We start from the raw sequence: 16153 nt of genomic DNA, 5'->3' as shown, positions 1-16153 counted from the left end.
GGTACAAGGCCGACTTCCCCGAGATCAACGCGGCCCGCCCGGACCCCGGGCGCGGTAACGGTCGGCCCGCCTTCGGGCGGTGGTGCGGCCGACCTGGCGCCGGAGCCGACCTGGAGGCGTTCGGCAGCGGGGTCAGGTCCGTGCCGGGGCCGGTTCGGTCAGGGTTCGCACCAGGGTGCGCACGCCCGCGGTGTCGTTGTCGTGGAGGAGCGTCTCCAGCAGGGACAGGGCCGCCTTCTGGTCGGTCGGCTCCCGCCGGACGTGGTTCCACTGGGGCTCGGCCGCCGTGTCGCCCAGCATGAGGGTCCGCCCCACCTGTCCCAGCGCGTTCAGCAGCGCGGTGTCCTCGGGGCGCTCGGCGCGCGCCGCCACCACCAGGTCGGCCTGGCGCTCGGGGTCCACCGACTCGCGCGGCTCCTCGCGCAACCGCTCCAGCAGGTCCTCCGCCGGGGCCGGGAGCACCACCGCGGGCACCGAGCGCACCATGGCGTGGGCCTCGTCCAGGTCGATCTCCAGGTCCTGCGCCCGGCGCACCCGCCCCAGCGCCCGCTGGGCCCGGCGGATCGCGGAGTCGGCGACCCACCGCGCGTCGCGCGCCGCGGCCAGCCGCGCCGCCGCCATGGACAGCTGGGCGCACGGCCGGTGCGCGCCCACCCGCTCGGCGTAGCGCGACCACGACGTCAGGGCCACCCCGATGCGCCAGTCGTTGCGCAGCTCGCCCAGGGCCACCAGGTCCTCGGCGGCGTCGACCCACGCCTTGCGCAGCCGCGGGTGGGCGTCGGCCTCGGAGGTCTCGGGCAGCGCCTGCCGCGCCTCCTCCGGCGGCTTCAGCCCCGACCGGGCCAGCCACGCCAGCAGCCGCGCACGCTCGAACCGGATCCGCCGGGCCGCCGCCGTGCGCGGCACCCCCACCGGGACCGCGAGCAGGGCGCCCTCCTCCAGCCGGTCCAGGGTGAGCAGGGCGTCGGTGTAGCGCTCCTGGTAGCGCAGGGCGCGCACATAGGCGAAGCCGTAGTCCATGCCCACCTCGGCCCCGGCCTCGCGGATCTCGGCGGCGCGCAGGTCAAGTTCGCGCACGGCCTCGTCGGGGCGCTCGTCGTCGATGAGCATGTCGGCGTGCGCCACCACCAGGGCCTCCCAGGCCGGCCGACCGGGCCCGCCGTGGGTCATCGCCTCGGCGAGCAGCGCGGTGCGGTCCACCGTGCGGCCCGGGCCGTCGATGTTGGCGTAGCAGTCCAGGACGTTCTGCGCGGCGCAGGCCGCCGGCCCGCAGGCCGCGGCGTCCTCGTCGTCGTCCTCCTCGCCGTGCGCGGTGCGCAGCGCGCCCTCCACCAGGTCCAGCACGGCGGTGCCCTCGCCGCGGTGGCCCACCCGCGCGGCCGGACCCCAGTGGTTCAGGTAGCCCTCGGTCCACGGGGGCAGCGCGTCGGCGTCGGCCCGCGCGGCGCGCAGCGCCGACGGCAGCAGGGCGCGGATCCGCGCCGCCTCCCCCTCGGCCGCCAACTGCGGCAGCCGTGCCACCGCATCGGCGGTCTCGGTGCGCCCCTCCTCACGGAGGCGCCGCGACGTCTCGGCGACCCAGGTCCACAGCGTCACGCCACACTCTCCCTCGCAGTCGTGCGCACCGACCGTAGCAGCGCCGTCACGCCTGCGCGGGGAGAACGCCGAAAACGCCCTGGCCCCCGGTGGATAGACTCGGTGGCGTAGGTCCCACGGCACGACGACACGCCCCTCACGCAGGCGGCACGGCGACGGGAGCGCACACGCACATGGGATGGCGAGACCGGTTCGGACTGCGCAAGGCCAGGAAGCGGGGGAAGGCCCGCTTCGACCGAGCCGCCGAGGACTCCGACATCAAGACCCTGATCGAGTTCGCGAAGTCCAGGACGGGCGTGGAGTTCTTCGTCGAGCCGGAGACGTTCGCGACCTCGACCACCGCCGTGGCGGTCGCGCACGACGGGGAGTGGACCCGGCGGCGCGTCGGTTCGCCCGACGTGATCCGCAAGGTCGCACGGGACCTGGCCGCCCCCGTCTACGATGTCCAGATCGTCGGCTATCCCCAGCGGATGCGCGACTGGACCCAGCGCAACAAGCGCGGCCTGTCGCTGGACGACTGACCCCCCGCCCCACGGCCGCCCGCCCGGGCGGAGGCGCCCACCGAGCAGAGCAAGAGATGGCGAACCCACACCGATGACCGACTCCGACAAGGGCGGCATGCCCGCGTGGCTGCCGCGCGCGATGATCCTGGCGGTCTGGACGGTCATCGGCTTCGCCGTCGCAGGCTGGCTCTTCCTCCAGCTGCGCGGGCTGCTCCTGCTGCTGGTGATCTCGCTCTTCCTCGCTCTGGCCCTGGAGCCGGCGGTGAACTGGCTGCAGCAGCACCGCTGGCCGCGCGGGCTGGCCACCGCCGCCGTGATGCTGGCGGCGCTGGGCGCGCTGGTGGCGTTCCTGTCGGTGCTGGGGTCGATGCTGATCGGCCAGGTCCTGGAGTTCGCCGCGCAGATCCCCGCGATGAGCCGCGCACTGCTGAGCTGGGTCAACACCACGTTCAACACCGACTTCGAGCCCGAGTTGCTGCTGGCCGAGATCACCGACGTCAGCGGCCAGCTCAACCGGTGGGCCTCCAGCGCGGCCGAGAACGCCTGGGGCGCCGGGACCGCCGTGCTGTCGGTGCTGTTCAACGGCCTGGCGGTGGCGCTGTTCACCTACTACCTGACCACGGACGGCCCGCGCTTCCGGCGCACCATCTGCTCGGTGCTGCCGCCCCGGACCCAGCGCGAGGTGCTGCGCGCCTGGGAGATCGCGGTCGCCAAGACCGGCGGCTACATCTACTCCCGGGCGCTGCTGGCGCTGGTGTCCACGCTGGCGCACTTCGCGGCGCTGGTGGTGCTGGACGTGGACTACGCCTTCGCGCTGGCGCTGTGGGTGGGGGTGCTGTCCCAGTTCATCCCGACCGTGGGCACCTACATCGGCGGGGCGCTGCCGGTGGTCGTGGCGCTGATCGGCGGGGTGTGGCCGGCGGTGTGGATGCTCGTGTTCATCACCGTCTACCAGCAGTTCGAGAACTACGTGCTGCAGCCGCGCATCACCGCCCGCACCCTGGACATGCACCCCGCGGTGGCGTTCGGCGCGGTGCTGGCCGGGGCGGCGGTGCTGGGCGCGCCCGGCGCCCTGCTGGCTCTGCCCGCCGGGGCCAGCCTGCAGGCGTTCATGAGCGTGTACATCCGGCGCTACGAGGTGGCCGGGCACCCGCTGCTCGACGGCTCTCAGGAGGAGCAGGACGCGGAGGCGGCGGTGGCCCCGTCCGCGGCCGGAGGGGGCGGGGGCGGCGCCGCAGGTGGGCGGACCCCGCCCGCAGCCGCGCGGCAGGCCGCGGCCCCCGGGGCGGGCGGAGCGGCGGACGGCGCGGCGGAGGCCGTGAACGCGCCGGTCGAGGGGGTGAACGAAGGGCCGGACGAAAGGCCGGGCGATTCGGGCGATCCATGACTCTTTGGTCATTGATCGGCACAAGTTTGACGGAACTCCTTCGGCGAACCGGTTCCCTAACGCTGCCCTCCCATCGCATACTCGCCGTGGGAGGGGGACTGAAGGATGAAGCAGGATCTCACGGCCCTGTGCTGCGAGTGCGGCCGGATCCGCACGGTGAGCGACCGTCAGGGCACCGGTGAGGCGCAGTCCGCCCACGGGGTCGCCCGGTGCGTGGTCCGCCGGCTCTGCGGCACGTGCGGGCGCCGCACCGACCACGCCTACCTGCGCGACGACCTCGACCGCGACGAGCTGGAGGAGGCCCTCCAGCTGGACGATGCGATGGCCGCGGAGGCGCTGGAGGAGGAGATCGAGCAGCTCCGCCAGTGCGACGTGGACATCGGGCACGCCCCGGTCCCGGCGATCTGGGACGGCCAGCCGGTGGGGATGGTCACCCAGCGCCTGTCGGACCGCGCCTATTCGGTGGTGCTCGACCCGGAGTCGGCGGTGAGCGCCCGGCTCAAACTCATCGACCTGGTCTGGAACGAGCTGGTGATCGGGGGCCACGAGGACCGCTGGCACATCCAGGCCTCCGAGGACGGGGAGAGCCCGGAGTACGCGGTGCGCCTGTTCGGCTACCGGGTCCGCCGCTGACCGCGTCCGCCGCCGGACCGCTCTGACCCGCTCCGGCCGGCCCCGGGCCGCCGGTCCGCATCGCGGGAACCTTCCGTCCGCTCGCCCCTGGGGACGACGGGCCGCCTCAGCCCCGGCCCGGTCGGCCCACGGCCCGCGCCGCGCCCCCTCGCCCGGGCCATGCGGCGACCGGGCCCCTTTTTTACGGGCAGTACGTCCCGGCGGTCCGGTCGGGGCGCACCGGAGTCCGGCTTCGTGCATGCGTGCGTGGGGAGACGCGTGATCCGGCGCGAGGATCGCAGAGCCCAGAGACCCTGCCCGTCACCGGTCCGGGCACCTGGCGCCGGGACGGATCGGCCGAGCCGGGACCGCGCGCCCCGCACCTCCGTGCTTCGGCTCCTGGACGCGACGCGCGCGGCGTTCCCGCTCAGGCCTCGGCCCCTTGGCGGGCCGCCGACGGGGCCGCGGCGTCCAGGCGCTTGAGCGCCGCCCGTGCCACCTCCGGGTCGGTGGTTCCCCAGTACGGCGGCAGGCTCGACCGGAGGAACCCGGCGTAGCGCGCCGTCGCCAGGCGGGGGTCCAGCACCGCCACCACGCCGCGGTCGTCCACCGACCGGAGCAGGCGCCCGGTGCCCTGGGCCAGCAGCAGCGCGGCGTGCGTGGCCGCCACCGCCATGAACCCGTTTCCGCCGTGCGCCCCGACCGCGCGCTGCCGGGCCGAGGACAGCGGGTCGTCGGGGCGGGGGAAGGGGATGCGGTCCACGATCACCAGCTGCAGCGACGGCCCCGGGACGTCCACCCCCTGCCAGAGCGAGAGGGTGCCGAACAGGCACGCGCCGTCATCGGCGGCGAACCGCTCGACCAGGCGGCCGGTGGAGTCCTCCCCCTGGCACAGGATCGGGAGGTCGAGCCGTTCGCGCATCTCCTCGGCGGCCTTCTCCGCCGCCCGCATGGAGGAGAACAGGCCGAGGGTGCGTCCCCCCGCGGCCTCGATGAGCCCGGCGATCTCCTCCAGGTAGCTCTCGTCGAGGCCGTCCCGCCCCGGCTGGGGCAGGTGCCGGGCGACGTACAGGATGCCGCTGCGGGCGTGGTCGAACGGCGAGCCGACGTCGAGCGCGCGCCAGCGCGGCTCACCGTCGGCGCTTTCGGGGTCCGGGGCGAGGTCGGGGTCGGGGACGTCGTCCTTGAGGACCGTCTCCCTGCCCAGGCCCCACTGGCCGGCCAGGGCATCGAAGGTCCCGCCCAGGGCGAGCGTGGCCGAGGTGAGGACCGCGGTCCGGTCGCCGAAGAGCTTGTCCCTCAGCAGGCCGCCCACGCCGAGCGGAGCCACGTGCAGGCTCGGCGCGGTGCGCGGCCCCTTGGCCAGCCACACCACCGATCCGCGTTCGCGCAGCGGCGGCTCCACGGCCTCCAGGATGCGCTCGGCCGCGTCGTGCACCTCCTCCAGCCCGGCCAGCGCGCGCTTGCGGGCCGCCGTGCCCTCGGGGTCGTCCTCACCGCCGGTCTTGACGCCCTTGACCGCCGTGATGCAGGCGTGCGCGGCGTCGCGCACCACCGCCACGGCGCCGGCCAGGCCCTCGTCCAGGTGGTCCAGGCGCCCGGGCTCGGCATCGGCGACCATCAGTGCAAGTCCGTCGGCGGCCTCCTCCAGGCGCCCGGCGGTGTCGGGCTCCACCAGCCGCCCCGCGCGCTTGGCGGCCGTGGTCACCGCCCGCTCCCCCAGCTGGGCGGCGGCCACCGAGGTGACCCGGTCCACCAGCTCGTGCGCCTCGTCCACGACCAGCACCGCGTGCTCGGGCAGCAGGTGGCGGCCCTGCATGGCGTCGATGGCCAGCAGCGCGTGGTTGGTGACGACGACGTCGGCGGACGCGGCGTCCTCGCGGGCCAGCTCGGCGAAGCACTCCTGCCCGAAGGGGCAGGCGGCGGCGCCGATGCACTCGTTGCCCGCAACGGAGACCTGCCGCCAGGCCAGGTCGCCCACCCCGGTGTCCAGGTCGTCGCGGTCGCCGGTGTCCGTCTCCTCGGCCCACTCGTGCAGCCGCTTGACCTGGCGGCCCATCGCCGACAGCTGGCGGGGGTCGAACAGCTCGGACCCGTCGTCGGCGTCGTCCCCGGCGCCGGACATCTTGTGGCGGCACAGGTAGTTGCCGCGGCCCTTGAGGATGGCGAAGGTCGGTTCGCGGCCCAGGCTCGGGGCCAGCGCCGCGGCCAGCCGGGGCAGGTCGCGCTCGATCAGCTGGCGCTGCAGGGCCAGGGTGGCGGTGGAGACCACCACGGTGGTGTCCTCGGCGACCGCGTGCCGGATCGCCGGGACGAGGTAGCCGAGCGACTTCCCGGTGCCCGTTCCGGCCTGGACCACCAGGTGCTCGGCATCGCCGACGGCGGAGTCGACCGCCCGGGCCATCCGGGCCTGGCCCTCGCGGTGGGAGCCGCCGAGCGCGTCGACGGCGGTCTGGAGCAGGGTCGGGACGTCGGGGAGTTCTGGCACGCATGCGACAGTACCGCGCCCCGGTGACGCGTGCGGCCGCCGCCGGGAACCGGTGGACGGCGGCTCCGGCGGCCTCCCGGCACCGCCCCGTCGGGCCCTGGCCTGCGCCGACCTGTACGGTCGGCCGGGACGCGGGGGCTTCCCCCGGTCACCCGCCTCTCAGGCCCGCTCGACCGTGGTCTCCAGCTCGTCGTGCAGGAAGCAGTAGTGGTCGCGGATGGCGTGCCCGTCCTTGAGCGGTTCCGTATAGCTCCAGGCCGCGTCGGTCACCCGGCCGCCGTCGCCGGTGCGCACGTGCCAGTAGCGGCCCTGGCCCTTGTAGGGGCAGTAGGCGCTGGTCTCGCTCGGCACCAGCAGGTCCCGGCGCACATCGTCCGGCGGGATGTAGTAGCGGTTCGGCAGGCCGGTCTCGGACACGATCTTGGGCTTGCTCGTCAGCGCCACCACCTGGTCGCCGTGGCGGATCCGCACCAGGGTGGAGGACATGCGGGCGTCGACCCGGTGGAAGGGGTCGCGCAGGTGGCCGTGGACCTCCTCCTCTTCGTCCATCCAGGAGTCGGCGGCTCCCCAGTACATGGCACTCAGGCCGCGCAGCCAGTGCGCGCCGGGCAGCGGGTCGGGATAGGCCCAAACGGCGTCCTGGACGGTGCGGTCGCCCGCCTTCAGGTTCCAGTAGACGGCGTCGCCCTTGAACGGGCAGTGGGTGGTGGTCTCGCTCGGTGTCAGGCGCGCGCTCGGGATGTCCTCGGTCGGCACGTACAGCTGCGGGAGCAGGCCGGTCTCGTGGACGAGATAGCCCTGTCCGGAGTCGAGGACCGTGCTGCCCGCCAGGCGCGCCCGGACGCGGCGCGGGAACGGCTGCATGAAGAGCGCGTGGTGCGGCGACTCGATCGTGTAGTTGACGGTGTCCGGCGGGTGCTTGCTGAGCGGCCCACCGCCGAGGGTCAAGGACATCATGGTCTCCTCTTCGCCGGTGCTTCGACCGTCGGCGGTGGTTATGCCCAGGTCGTCGCGGCTTCTACCGGGCGCACGGGTCGGCGACCGCCGTCCCGGAGGACGCCCCCGAGATCGGGGGCGCGTCACGGCCGCGCCTCAGGGCCCGGCCACGGCCCTGCCGTCCGGCCCTGGCCCCACAGGGCGTCCCGTCGTGCGCCCTCAGGCCTCCGGGGCCGATGAGCGCCTCGGGCGGCCCAGGAAGAGGGCGGCCGCTCCGGCGGCGAAGGACAGCAGGCCGGCCGCCACCATGCCGAGGACGGCCGTACCCGTCACCGGAAGGCTCCCCGTATCGCTCCCCTGCGGGTCGATGGCCACATCGTCGCGGTCCGGCGTGCGCTCGGAGCCCGATTCCGCGCCCGGGTCGGAGGACGGGTCCCCGTCGCCTCCTCCGTCGCGGCCCTCCTGGTCACCGGAGTCCCCGGCGCCGGATCCCGAACCGTCGTCCTGCGAGCCGTCCGGCGCGCCGTCCTGAGAGCCGTCCTGCGAAGAGCCGGCTCCGCCCTCGTCGTCCCGGCCGTCCTGGCCGTCTTGACCGCCGCGTCCGTCGTCCGTTCCGTGCTCCCCGGGGTCGGAGCCGCGCTCGTCCCGATCACCCGCGCCGTCCTGGCCATCGGAGCCGCCCGAGTCACCCGAGTCACCCGAGCCGCCCGAGCCCTGCGAACCGTCCGAGCCGCCGTCCGAGCCGTCCTGGTCGCCGTCCTCCTCTCCGCCGCCCGGGCTCGGCGGGACGCCGGGCGACAGGTCGTCACCGGGCTCGGGGTCCCGCTCCCGCTGCGTCTCCGGCCCGCCCTGCACAGGGCGGACACTGTGCACGCTGACGTCGGCCAGCTCCAGGCGGTAGGTCCGCTCCTCGGGCTCCCGCCCCTCGGCCGCCGGGCCCGTGACGCCGAATTCCATGTCCAGTCCGGCCGCGGCCGTGGTGGCCTCCGACTGCCCGTCGGGCAGTTCGGTCACCGACGCGCGCGCCGTGAAGTCCACCTCGACCGGGCCGTCCGGCCCCGTGGCCGTGAACGTGCGCTCGTAGGTCCCGGCGCCGACTTCGACGTCGTGGCCGAGCACCTGCAGGCCGTGCACCTCCATCCGGGCCGACGCCCCCCGCTCGGGGGTCCACCGCGCCTGCGACTCCACGGTCTCGACCACGACCAGGTCGTCGGCGCCGAAGAGGCCCGCCAGGTCCCGCGTGCCCTCCGGACCGGCCCCCTCCGGGGCCTCGTCGCCCTCGCCCTGCGGGCGCGCGCAGGACGGGGAGAAGTGCACGTCGTTCAGCGACGCCTCGGAGACCAGCGCGTCCCGCCCCACGGAGACCTTGCTGACCCCCGCGTCCGGCGGCGCGGGGAAGTGCTGCTCGCCCGCCACGCCCCCGGGGCCGTCCGCCCCGTGCGCGCCAGGGGCCCAGCGGGCGGCCGCCGGGCCTCGGGAGCGGTCGCTGTTGAGGTCGCCGATGACACCCGTGCCGCACCAGTCGACCGCGGCGATGCGCGCGCCGGCGAAGTGCTCGCCTCCGGTCCCGGGCGCGTCCGGGCGCGCGGAGTCGGCGGCCACGGGGCCGGCGCAGGCGGCGAACACCAGGGCCGCGGTCGCGAGGAGGGTTCGTACGGTGAGGCGGGACCGGTCGGGGGGATTCGGTGTCACGGTCATCCTCTGCTCAATGGGTGACGACAACGAAACTACATTCCGATCGACGCCCTCAGTAGGCCCCTGTCCGCGCTGGTGCACGGGCCCGGCCCGCCGGGGCGGCCGCTGTCCGGAAGACGAATCGCCCTCGCCTCCCGGTTCCCCGGATTCGGGCGGCGCGACACCGGTCCCCTGCTCGTTCCGTCCCACAGGCCGGTACCGGCCATCCGGTCCGGGACCCGTGGGGCGCACGCGACGCGGGGGACCACGGCCGGGGAACCGGCGAAAAACGGCGAAGGCCCGGACTCGGAGTCCGGGCCTTCGCCGATCGGGTGGAGCTATGGGGATTCGAACCCCAGACCTCCTCCATGCCATGGAGGCGCGCTACCAACTGCGCCATAGCCCCGCGTGCCTTGCGGCAACGCTTCGATCCTACCGGATTCCCGGGGGTGGAACGACCGGCGGCCGCCCCGCCCCCGGGCCCTAGCCTGCCGTCCCGTACAGCGGCCAGTGGTGGCCGAGGCCGAAGCAGGCCGCCACCAGCGCCAGCGTCGCGGCGATGAGCAGGACGTCCCACCGGTCGGCCGCGAGGTAGGCCAGGCGGATGCGCCGCCCGTCCGGGTGCTCCGACGCGTAGGTGAACCCCTTGGTCTCCAGCGCCTCGACGGTGGTCCGCGTGCGCTTGGCCGTGTTCAGGATGAGCGGGTAGAACGCGTTGACCACCGTCGTCCCCGTGCGGAGGACGACCCTCCAGCCGAGGACGCCCCGAGGTCCCGGCGGCGCGGCGCGCAGCCGGTAGCCGTCGACGACCGTGTGGAACTCCTCCATGAGCACCGGGAGCATCCGGAAGCCGTAGCTGACGCCGAAGCTCAGCATCGCCGGGGCGTGCAGGCTCAGCAGCGCGTCGGACAGCCGCTCCGGGTCCAGCGACACGAAGGCCGCCATGCTGGCCAGGCTGACGGTCGCCAGTTTGAGGGTGAGCTCGGCCAGGGCCAGAGCGGTCGCCGCGTCTCCGTCGAAGAACCACGCGGCGAACAGGACGTACAGGCTCTCCAGGACGAACCCGAGGAGGAACAGGCCGAGCACGAGCGGCCCCACCCTGCTGAGGACCACCGCCGCGGCGCAGACCGCGAACAGGCCCAGGAGCACCGTGATGTTGTGGGTCAGCCAGGGCACCACCGCGAACACCAGGTACCAGCCGATGACGAAGCGGGGGTCGCGCCGGGCCAGCATCCCGCCCCGGGTGGCGTAGGCGGTGCGGAGCAGCTCCAGCTTCACCCACTCCACCGTCAGCGCTTCACGTCGCGTGCCCATGGCCCCCCCTTTCCGGCGAGTGCGCCCCGCTCCCGTTCCACCAGTTCCTCGACCGACAGAGGCGGCGGCCGGAGCCCCATCTCCAGGCCGAGCCGGACGATCTGCGGCGGCACCAGGCCGACGGCGTCCATCAGCGCCCGGTCGCCGAACAGCCCGGCCGGGTCGGTGTCGGCCGCGATCCCGCCGCCGTCGAGCACCACCACGCGCTGGGCCCACTCGGCGACCAGGTGCATGTCGTGGGTGGCCACCACGGTGCACCGGATGGTCCCGGCCAGCGCGTCCAGCATCGCCACGACGGCGTCGCGGCTGGCCGTGTCGAGGCTGGAGGTGGGCTCGTCCAGCAGGAGCAGGGACGGGCGCGTGGCCAGTCCGATCGCCAGGGTGGCGCGGCGCTGCTGGCCCCCGGAGAGCAGCCGGCCGTCGCGGTCGGCCACGGCGGCCAGCCGGACCCGTTCCAGCACCTCGGCGACCTCGGCGTCCGCGCCCTCCCGGCCCCGTCCGAGCGGGAACATGGCCACGTCCTCGCGCACGCTCGCCTTGAGGAACATCCGCTCGGGCCGCTGGTAGAGCAGGCACACCCGGTCGGCCAGCTCGGCCGGGCGCACGGACCGGGTGTCGGCGCCGTCGACCGCGACCGTGCCCGTGCCGGGGGCGGTGAGGCCGGTGAGCAGGCGCAGCAGCGTGGACTTCCCGGCGCCGTTCCCGCCCACCAGGGCCACGCGCTCGCCCTCGCGCAGCGTGAGGTCGACGCCGTCGAGCACCCGGGTCCGGGACCCGTCGACCTCCCGGTACCCGTGGCCCACCCCGGTCATCTCGGCGACGGGCGGTGCGGCCGCGGTGAGCGCGGCCGCGGGCCCGGGCTCCGTGGCCGGCGGCTCCGTGGCCGGCACCGTCCGGTCGTCGCGGCCGCCCAGCAGGCCGGCGGCCTCACCGACGGTCAGCGGCGCGGGCGCGCCGGGGGCGAGCTCCCGCACCGCGCGCACGATCTGCGGTGCGGGGACGCCGTGCCGGTCGAGGTCCTCCGAGCGCTCCATGGCCTCCCGGACGGGCAGGTGCCACACCGGCGCGCCGTCGGCCATCAGCACCGCGGAGCGCGCGTACCGCGCGACGAACTCGGCATGGTGCTCGATGACGACGACGGTGGTGCCCCACCGGGCGTTGAGGTCGCTCAGGGCCTCGTAGATCCCGGTGGCGCGCGCGGGGTCCAGCTCGGCCACCGGCTCGTCGACCACCACCGCCCCGGGGCGCAGGGCCATCACCGAGGCCAGCGCGACCAGGTGCTGCTGGCCTCCGGAGAGCTGCCAGGTGTACCGGTCCGCCAGGTGCGCGATGCCGAGCGCCTCCAGCGCCTCGTCGACGCGCCGGGCGTGGTCGGGCAGGCCGAAGTTGACCGGGGCGAAGGCCACCTCGTCGCGGACCGTGGGCCGCACCAGCTGGTTGCCGAAGTCCTGGTAGACGTAGCCGACCAGGTGGGACAGGGCCGCCACGGACAGGTCGCGGGTGTCGTGGCCCATCACCCGGACCGCGCCCTCGAAGGCGCCCGACCAGTAGTGCGGGACCAGGCCGTTGAAGGCCTTGCACAGGGTGGTCTTGCCCGAGCCGTTGCCGCCGACGACCGCGGTGAAGTCGCCGCGCTCGATGGTCAGGTCGACGCCCCTGAGCGAGTCCTCGGCGGCGCCGGGGTAGCGGAAGGCCAGGCCGTCGACCTCGATCGCGGGGGCCGCGCTCACCGCCGCCCCTCCCCTCGGCCCGCTCCGGCGTCCTGGGCGGCGCGCTCGCGGCGCGCGTGGACCAGGTAGCGCACGGACACCACCAGGGCGATGAGGACGAGGCAGGCGGCCGAGACCCCGACCCACAGGAAGCGCTGCCCGTACCGGTCGATGAACCCCGGCTCCCAGACCCCGAAGTTGTCCACGATGCCGGAGGTGAAGGCCGCGATCATCGACACGAAGGCCAGGAGCAGCGCGGTCAGCAGGAACGCCCCGGTGCCGCGCTCGGCCAGCGGGGCCGGGCGGGCCGGGTCGCGGGGGGCCATTCCCAGCAGCGGCTCGACCTTGCCGTACAGGCGCGGCGCCATGGCCATGGCGGGCAGTGCCCCGAACAGGACGCCGCTGATGACCAGGTCGGTGGTGAATCCCACGCCCTCCAGCAGCAGGATGGACTCGGGCAGGCCGGCCACGTACTCGGCGTCCTCCACCCCGACCATGACCTTGCCGATGTCGACCACGGCGGACAGGAGCTTGTCGACGGCGACCGCGGTGACCGAGGCCGTGAACACCTGGCCGCGCCGGCGCGGGTCCCGCACCAGGCAGCCCGCGATGTACAGGCCGAGGAAGAGCTGGAGGTAGCCCTCGAGCTCGCCGATCCCGGAGAAGTCGCCCATGAGCAGGTCGACGAAGACGATCTCGCCGAGCGGCGCGCCGAGCGCGGCGTAGAGCGGGTGGAACAGGGAGGCCATCAGCACCGGGACGAACGCCAGGTAGGAGACCGACAGCTCCACCGGCCCGATGCGGATCTCGGGCAGGACCTCGGTGAGGATGTTGGCGAGGCCGAAGAGGGTCATCGACAGCACGAAGACCATCAGCTTCTGGCTGCGGTTGAGCTGCGGCGGGCCGGATCGGGTGCGGGGGTCGGAGCGTCGGGCGGGGGCTGCCGGTTCGGACATGGGTGTGTGCCTTTCCGCGCGGTGATGTGACGGGGGCGGGTCCGGGGGCCGTATCAGGGGGCCGTGTCAGGAGCCTGTGGGCGCACCGGCGTCCGCCCACAGGACGAGCAGGTCGCCCATCTCGTCGATGGCGTGGTCGGGGCGCTGCTCGGCGGGGCCGGCCAGGGCGGCGTCGATCCGCTCGTCGGAGGCCGATCCCCCGCGCACCACCACGCAGGTGCCGACCCCGGCGCGGCGGGCGGCGGCGGTGTCGCGCCAGGGCTTGTCCCCGACGAACCAGCACGTGGCGGGGTCGGCGTCCAGGGCGGCCAGGGCGGTGCGGACGGTGTGCGGGTCGGGCTTGCGGCGCCCGAGCTCGTCGGAGTAGACGTGCGCGCCGATGAGGCCGTCGATGCCGAAGCGCTCCAGTTCCTCCCGCACGGCGCGGCCGCAGACCGTGTTGGAGACGATGCCGACCGGGACACCGCGTCCGGCGCAGGCCTCCAGGACCTCGCGCACGCCGCTGCGCATCCGCGCACGGCTCTTGGAGCGCGCGTACTCCAGCATGAGCTGGGCCGACTCGGCGAACAGGAACGCCCGGGCGTGCGGGGGCAGGTCGCGGCCGACCATGTCGTGCCAGAAGGCCCTCGGGGTGACCTCGGGGACGCGGCCGTCCTCGGCGGCGGTCGCCTTCCAGGCCCGGTAGCGCTCGCGTCCGGCGAGGACCAGGGCGAGGACCTCGTCGGGCGAGGCGGAGTACCCGGCGCGGTCCAGGCGTTCGGCCAGGCTCTCGGCGAAGGCCGCCTGGGCGTCGGGGGTGGGCTCGGACAGGGCGATGACACCGCCCTGGTCCAGGAGGAGCGCGCCGGGCCCGCGGGAGGGGCGGCCGGCGGTCCGGGCGGAGGGGCCCGGGGCGACGGGCCCGCGCGGCACGCTGCTCCGCAGCGGTTCGACCAGGCCCTCGGGGGTGTCGTAGACGGCGTCGGCGGCGGCGCGGACCGGGTAGGGCGGGGTGTCGGTGGAGTGGTGGCGGGTGATGACGGCGGCGCCCGCCCCCGCCCGCCGACCGGCCACCACGTCCCGGTCCCAGGTGTCGCCGACGTACCAGCACCGTTCGGGGACGGTGCCCAGGGCTCGGGCGGCCAGGCGGATCATCTCGGGGTGGGGTTTGCGGATGCCGACCTCGTCGGAGTACACCTGCACGCCGAAGTACCCCTCCAGCCCGGCGCTCCGCACGAGCTCGCGGTGGGAGCGGCCGGAGTGGGCGTTGGAGACCATGCCCACCCGCACGCCCAGGGCGTGCGCGCTCGCGAGGAGGTCGGCGATGCCGGGGCGCACCTCGTGCTCGGAGAGCAGGGGGGACATCTCGGCCAGGAGCCGGGCCCCGCTCCCGGCCAGGGTCTCGCGGGCCGGCCCGTCCAGGTCGGAGGCGAGGAAGTCGGTCCAGATGGTGCGGTGGTCCAGCTCCCGGGGGACGCGGCGGCGGCTCGCCGCGTTCTTCCAGTCCTTGAGGGCGGCCAGCCCCGCGTCGAGGGACGCGCGCACCGCGGCGGCGTCCGCCTCGTGGCCGGCGCGGGCCAGGACCGCGCACAGGTGGCGGGCGGCGTCTGCGCGCCCCTCGGGGCGCTTGCGCGTCTGGAAGACGACGCCGCCGAAGTCCAGGAGGAGGGCGTCGGGACGGTGCCGCAGGGCGGGGGTGACGGGTTCCACTGAATTCCTGCCTTTCCGGGCCTTCGCTCACCGACGACGCTAGGCAGGGCTCCGCACCAGGGGGCGGATGCCCGGTAGACGGACGGGGAACGCGTTTGGAACGTTCCAAATCCGCCGCCGCGGGCCGGTGCTCCTGGGCCACAATGGCGGGGTGGAAGCAGACGGCAAGGCGGGAGGCACCCGCGGACGGCGCCCCACCATCGTGGACGTCGCGGCGGCGGCGGGGGTGTCCAAGTCGCTGGTGTCGCTGGCCCTGCGCGGCGGCAGCGGCGTGAACCCGGAGACCGGGGCGCGCATCCTGGCCGAGGCGCGCCGGCTCGGCTACCGCTCCAACACCCTGGCCCGCAGCCTGGTCCAGGGGCGCACCATGATCCTGGGCGTCCTGCTGACCGACCTGGCCAACCCCTACCACACCGAGGTCGTCGCGGGGGTGGAGGAGGCGGCGGACGCCGAGGGGCTCACCGTCCTGCTCGCGCACGGGCGCCGCGACCGGGCCCGGCTGACCGAGCGGCTGGACTCGCTACTGCGGCTGAACGTGGACGGCGTGATCGCGGTGAGCTCGTGGCCGGAGTCCGACGCGCTCGCCGAAGCCGCCCGCCGGGTCCCGGTGGTGATGGTGGGGCGCCCCGAGCGGTTCACCCCGGGCGTGGACACGGTGGCCAACGACGACCGCGCGGGCGCCGAGGCCGCCGTGCGGCACCTGGCCGGGCTCGGGCACGAGCGGGTGGCGCACCTGTCGGGGTCGGACCGCCCGGCCTCGCGCGCCCGCCTGCAGGGGTACCGGGAGACGATGCGGGATCTGGGGCTGGAGCGGCACACTCTGGTGCGGCGCCCGGGCGAGGGGACGTTCGCGGACGCGGCCGCCGCGCTGCTCGACGAGGGGCCTACGGCGGTGTTCGCGGTCAACGACCTGGCCGCGCTGGCGGTGCTCGACGCCGCCCACGAGCGCCGCGCGGCCGGCCTGTCGGTGGTGGGCTACGACAACACCGCCCTGGCCCAGACCGTGCGCCCCCGCCTGACCAGCGTGGACCAGCCCCGCGCGGTGATGGGGAGGCTGGCGGTGGAGATGGCGCTGGAGCGCATGCGCGGCAGGACCGAGGACCGCCACGCGACCCTGGCGCCCCGCCTGGTCGAGCGGGCCTCGACGGGCCCGCCCCCGGAGGGGGACCGGCCGGCGGATCCGCCCTGAGGCCGGCCCCGGGGCCGAAACGAAGGCGGCCGGGCACCCGTGTCGGGTGCCCGGCCGCCTTCGAAACCGGGTGGAGCTATGGGGATTCGAACCCCAGACC

At 75.1% G+C, this 16153-nt stretch carries 12 protein-coding genes and 1 tRNA gene; 4 read left to right on the top strand and 9 right to left on the bottom strand.

Going from position 1 to position 16153, the window contains the following annotated elements:
• Positions 1–132 precede the first annotated feature (132 nt).
• Positions 133–1596: a hypothetical protein gene (locus D450_RS0113920; RefSeq protein ID WP_017539278.1), complete on the bottom strand. Its 1464-nt coding sequence runs from the start codon at positions 1594–1596 to the stop codon at positions 133–135.
• A 173-nt stretch (positions 1597–1769) separates the two neighbouring features.
• Here D450_RS0113920 and D450_RS0113915 point away from each other — a divergent pair, with 173 nt between their 5' ends.
• From D450_RS0113915 to D450_RS0113905, 3 genes are all read left to right on the top strand, one after another.
• Entirely contained in the window at positions 1770–2117 is a 348-nt protein-coding gene (locus tag D450_RS0113915) for a hypothetical protein (protein WP_017539277.1), read from the top strand.
• A gap of 73 nt (positions 2118–2190) precedes the next feature.
• On the top strand, positions 2191–3486 hold the full coding sequence (locus tag D450_RS0113910; protein WP_017539276.1) for an AI-2E family transporter: 1296 nt from the start codon (positions 2191–2193) through the stop codon (positions 3484–3486).
• Positions 3487–3591: 105 nt separating this feature from the next.
• Entirely contained in the window at positions 3592–4119 is a 528-nt protein-coding gene (locus tag D450_RS0113905; RefSeq protein ID WP_017539275.1) for a DUF6315 family protein, read from the top strand.
• 406 nt (positions 4120–4525) lie between these two features.
• On the opposite strand, the gene D450_RS0113900 is transcribed toward D450_RS0113905, so the two are convergent.
• The 8 genes from D450_RS0113900 to D450_RS0113865 form a co-directional block, all read right to left on the bottom strand.
• Entirely contained in the window at positions 4526–6586 is a 2061-nt protein-coding gene (locus D450_RS0113900) for an ATP-dependent DNA helicase (RefSeq protein ID WP_017539274.1), read from the bottom strand.
• A gap of 159 nt (positions 6587–6745) precedes the next feature.
• The gene (locus D450_RS0113895; protein ID WP_241483151.1) at positions 6746–7543 is read right to left on the bottom strand and encodes a DUF427 domain-containing protein; all 798 of its coding nucleotides are present in this window, start codon (positions 7541–7543) and stop codon (positions 6746–6748) included.
• Positions 7544–7741: 198 nt separating this feature from the next.
• A complete protein-coding gene (locus D450_RS31800) occupies positions 7742–9214 on the bottom strand; it encodes a hypothetical protein (RefSeq protein ID WP_152520837.1) in 1473 nt (490 codons plus the stop codon).
• A gap of 315 nt (positions 9215–9529) precedes the next feature.
• Positions 9530–9602 (bottom strand) — tRNA-Ala (locus tag D450_RS0113885).
• 77 nt (positions 9603–9679) lie between these two features.
• Positions 9680–10510, bottom strand: coding sequence for an energy-coupling factor transporter transmembrane component T family protein (locus D450_RS0113880; protein ID WP_017539271.1), 831 nt, complete (start codon positions 10508–10510; stop codon positions 9680–9682).
• Complete coding sequence (locus tag D450_RS30170) at positions 10486–12240, bottom strand: ABC transporter ATP-binding protein (RefSeq protein WP_017539270.1); 1755 nt, start codon at positions 12238–12240, stop codon at positions 10486–10488. Before D450_RS30170 ends, D450_RS0113880 begins: the two co-directional genes overlap by 25 nt.
• Positions 12237–13175 carry a hypothetical protein gene (locus D450_RS0113870; RefSeq protein ID WP_017539269.1) on the bottom strand — a complete coding sequence of 313 codons (939 nt, stop codon included), beginning with the start codon at positions 13173–13175 and terminating at the stop codon, positions 12237–12239. The genes D450_RS30170 and D450_RS0113870 overlap by 4 nt, the downstream gene beginning before the upstream one ends.
• Before the next feature lie 66 nt (positions 13176–13241).
• Positions 13242–14864 (bottom strand): HAD-IA family hydrolase, encoded by a 1623-nt coding sequence (locus tag D450_RS0113865; RefSeq protein ID WP_017539268.1) that lies wholly within the window; start codon positions 14862–14864, stop codon positions 13242–13244.
• 151 nt (positions 14865–15015) lie between these two features.
• Here D450_RS0113865 and D450_RS0113860 point away from each other — a divergent pair, with 151 nt between their 5' ends.
• Complete coding sequence (locus D450_RS0113860; protein ID WP_241483150.1) at positions 15016–16053, top strand: LacI family DNA-binding transcriptional regulator; 1038 nt, start codon at positions 15016–15018, stop codon at positions 16051–16053.
• Positions 16054–16153 lie beyond the last annotated feature (100 nt).

Origin of the sequence: Nocardiopsis halophila DSM 44494, from assembly GCF_000341245.1 — a bacterium.
GTDB classification, from domain to species: domain Bacteria; phylum Actinomycetota; class Actinomycetes; order Streptosporangiales; family Streptosporangiaceae; genus Nocardiopsis_A; species Nocardiopsis_A halophila.
Note: the sequence above shows the minus strand (reverse complement) of the source record. Positions and strands in the feature narration are given on the sequence as shown.

What these genes read in the sequence shown, in the direction of transcription:
- D450_RS0113915 (WP_017539277.1), top strand. Translation starts at nt 1,770, where the DNA reads ATGGGATGGCGAGACCGGTTCGGACTGCGCAAGGCCAGGAAGCGGGGG.
- D450_RS0113910 (WP_017539276.1), top strand. Translation starts at nt 2,191, where the DNA reads ATGACCGACTCCGACAAGGGCGGCATGCCCGCGTGGCTGCCGCGCGCG.
- D450_RS0113905 (WP_017539275.1), top strand. Translation starts at nt 3,592, where the DNA reads ATGAAGCAGGATCTCACGGCCCTGTGCTGCGAGTGCGGCCGGATCCGC.
- D450_RS0113895 (WP_241483151.1), bottom strand. Translation starts at nt 7,543, where the DNA reads ATGATGTCCTTGACCCTCGGCGGTGGGCCGCTCAGCAAGCACCCGCCG.
- D450_RS0113880 (WP_017539271.1), bottom strand. Translation starts at nt 10,510, where the DNA reads ATGGGCACGCGACGTGAAGCGCTGACGGTGGAGTGGGTGAAGCTGGAG.
- D450_RS0113870 (WP_017539269.1), bottom strand. Translation starts at nt 13,175, where the DNA reads ATGTCCGAACCGGCAGCCCCCGCCCGACGCTCCGACCCCCGCACCCGA.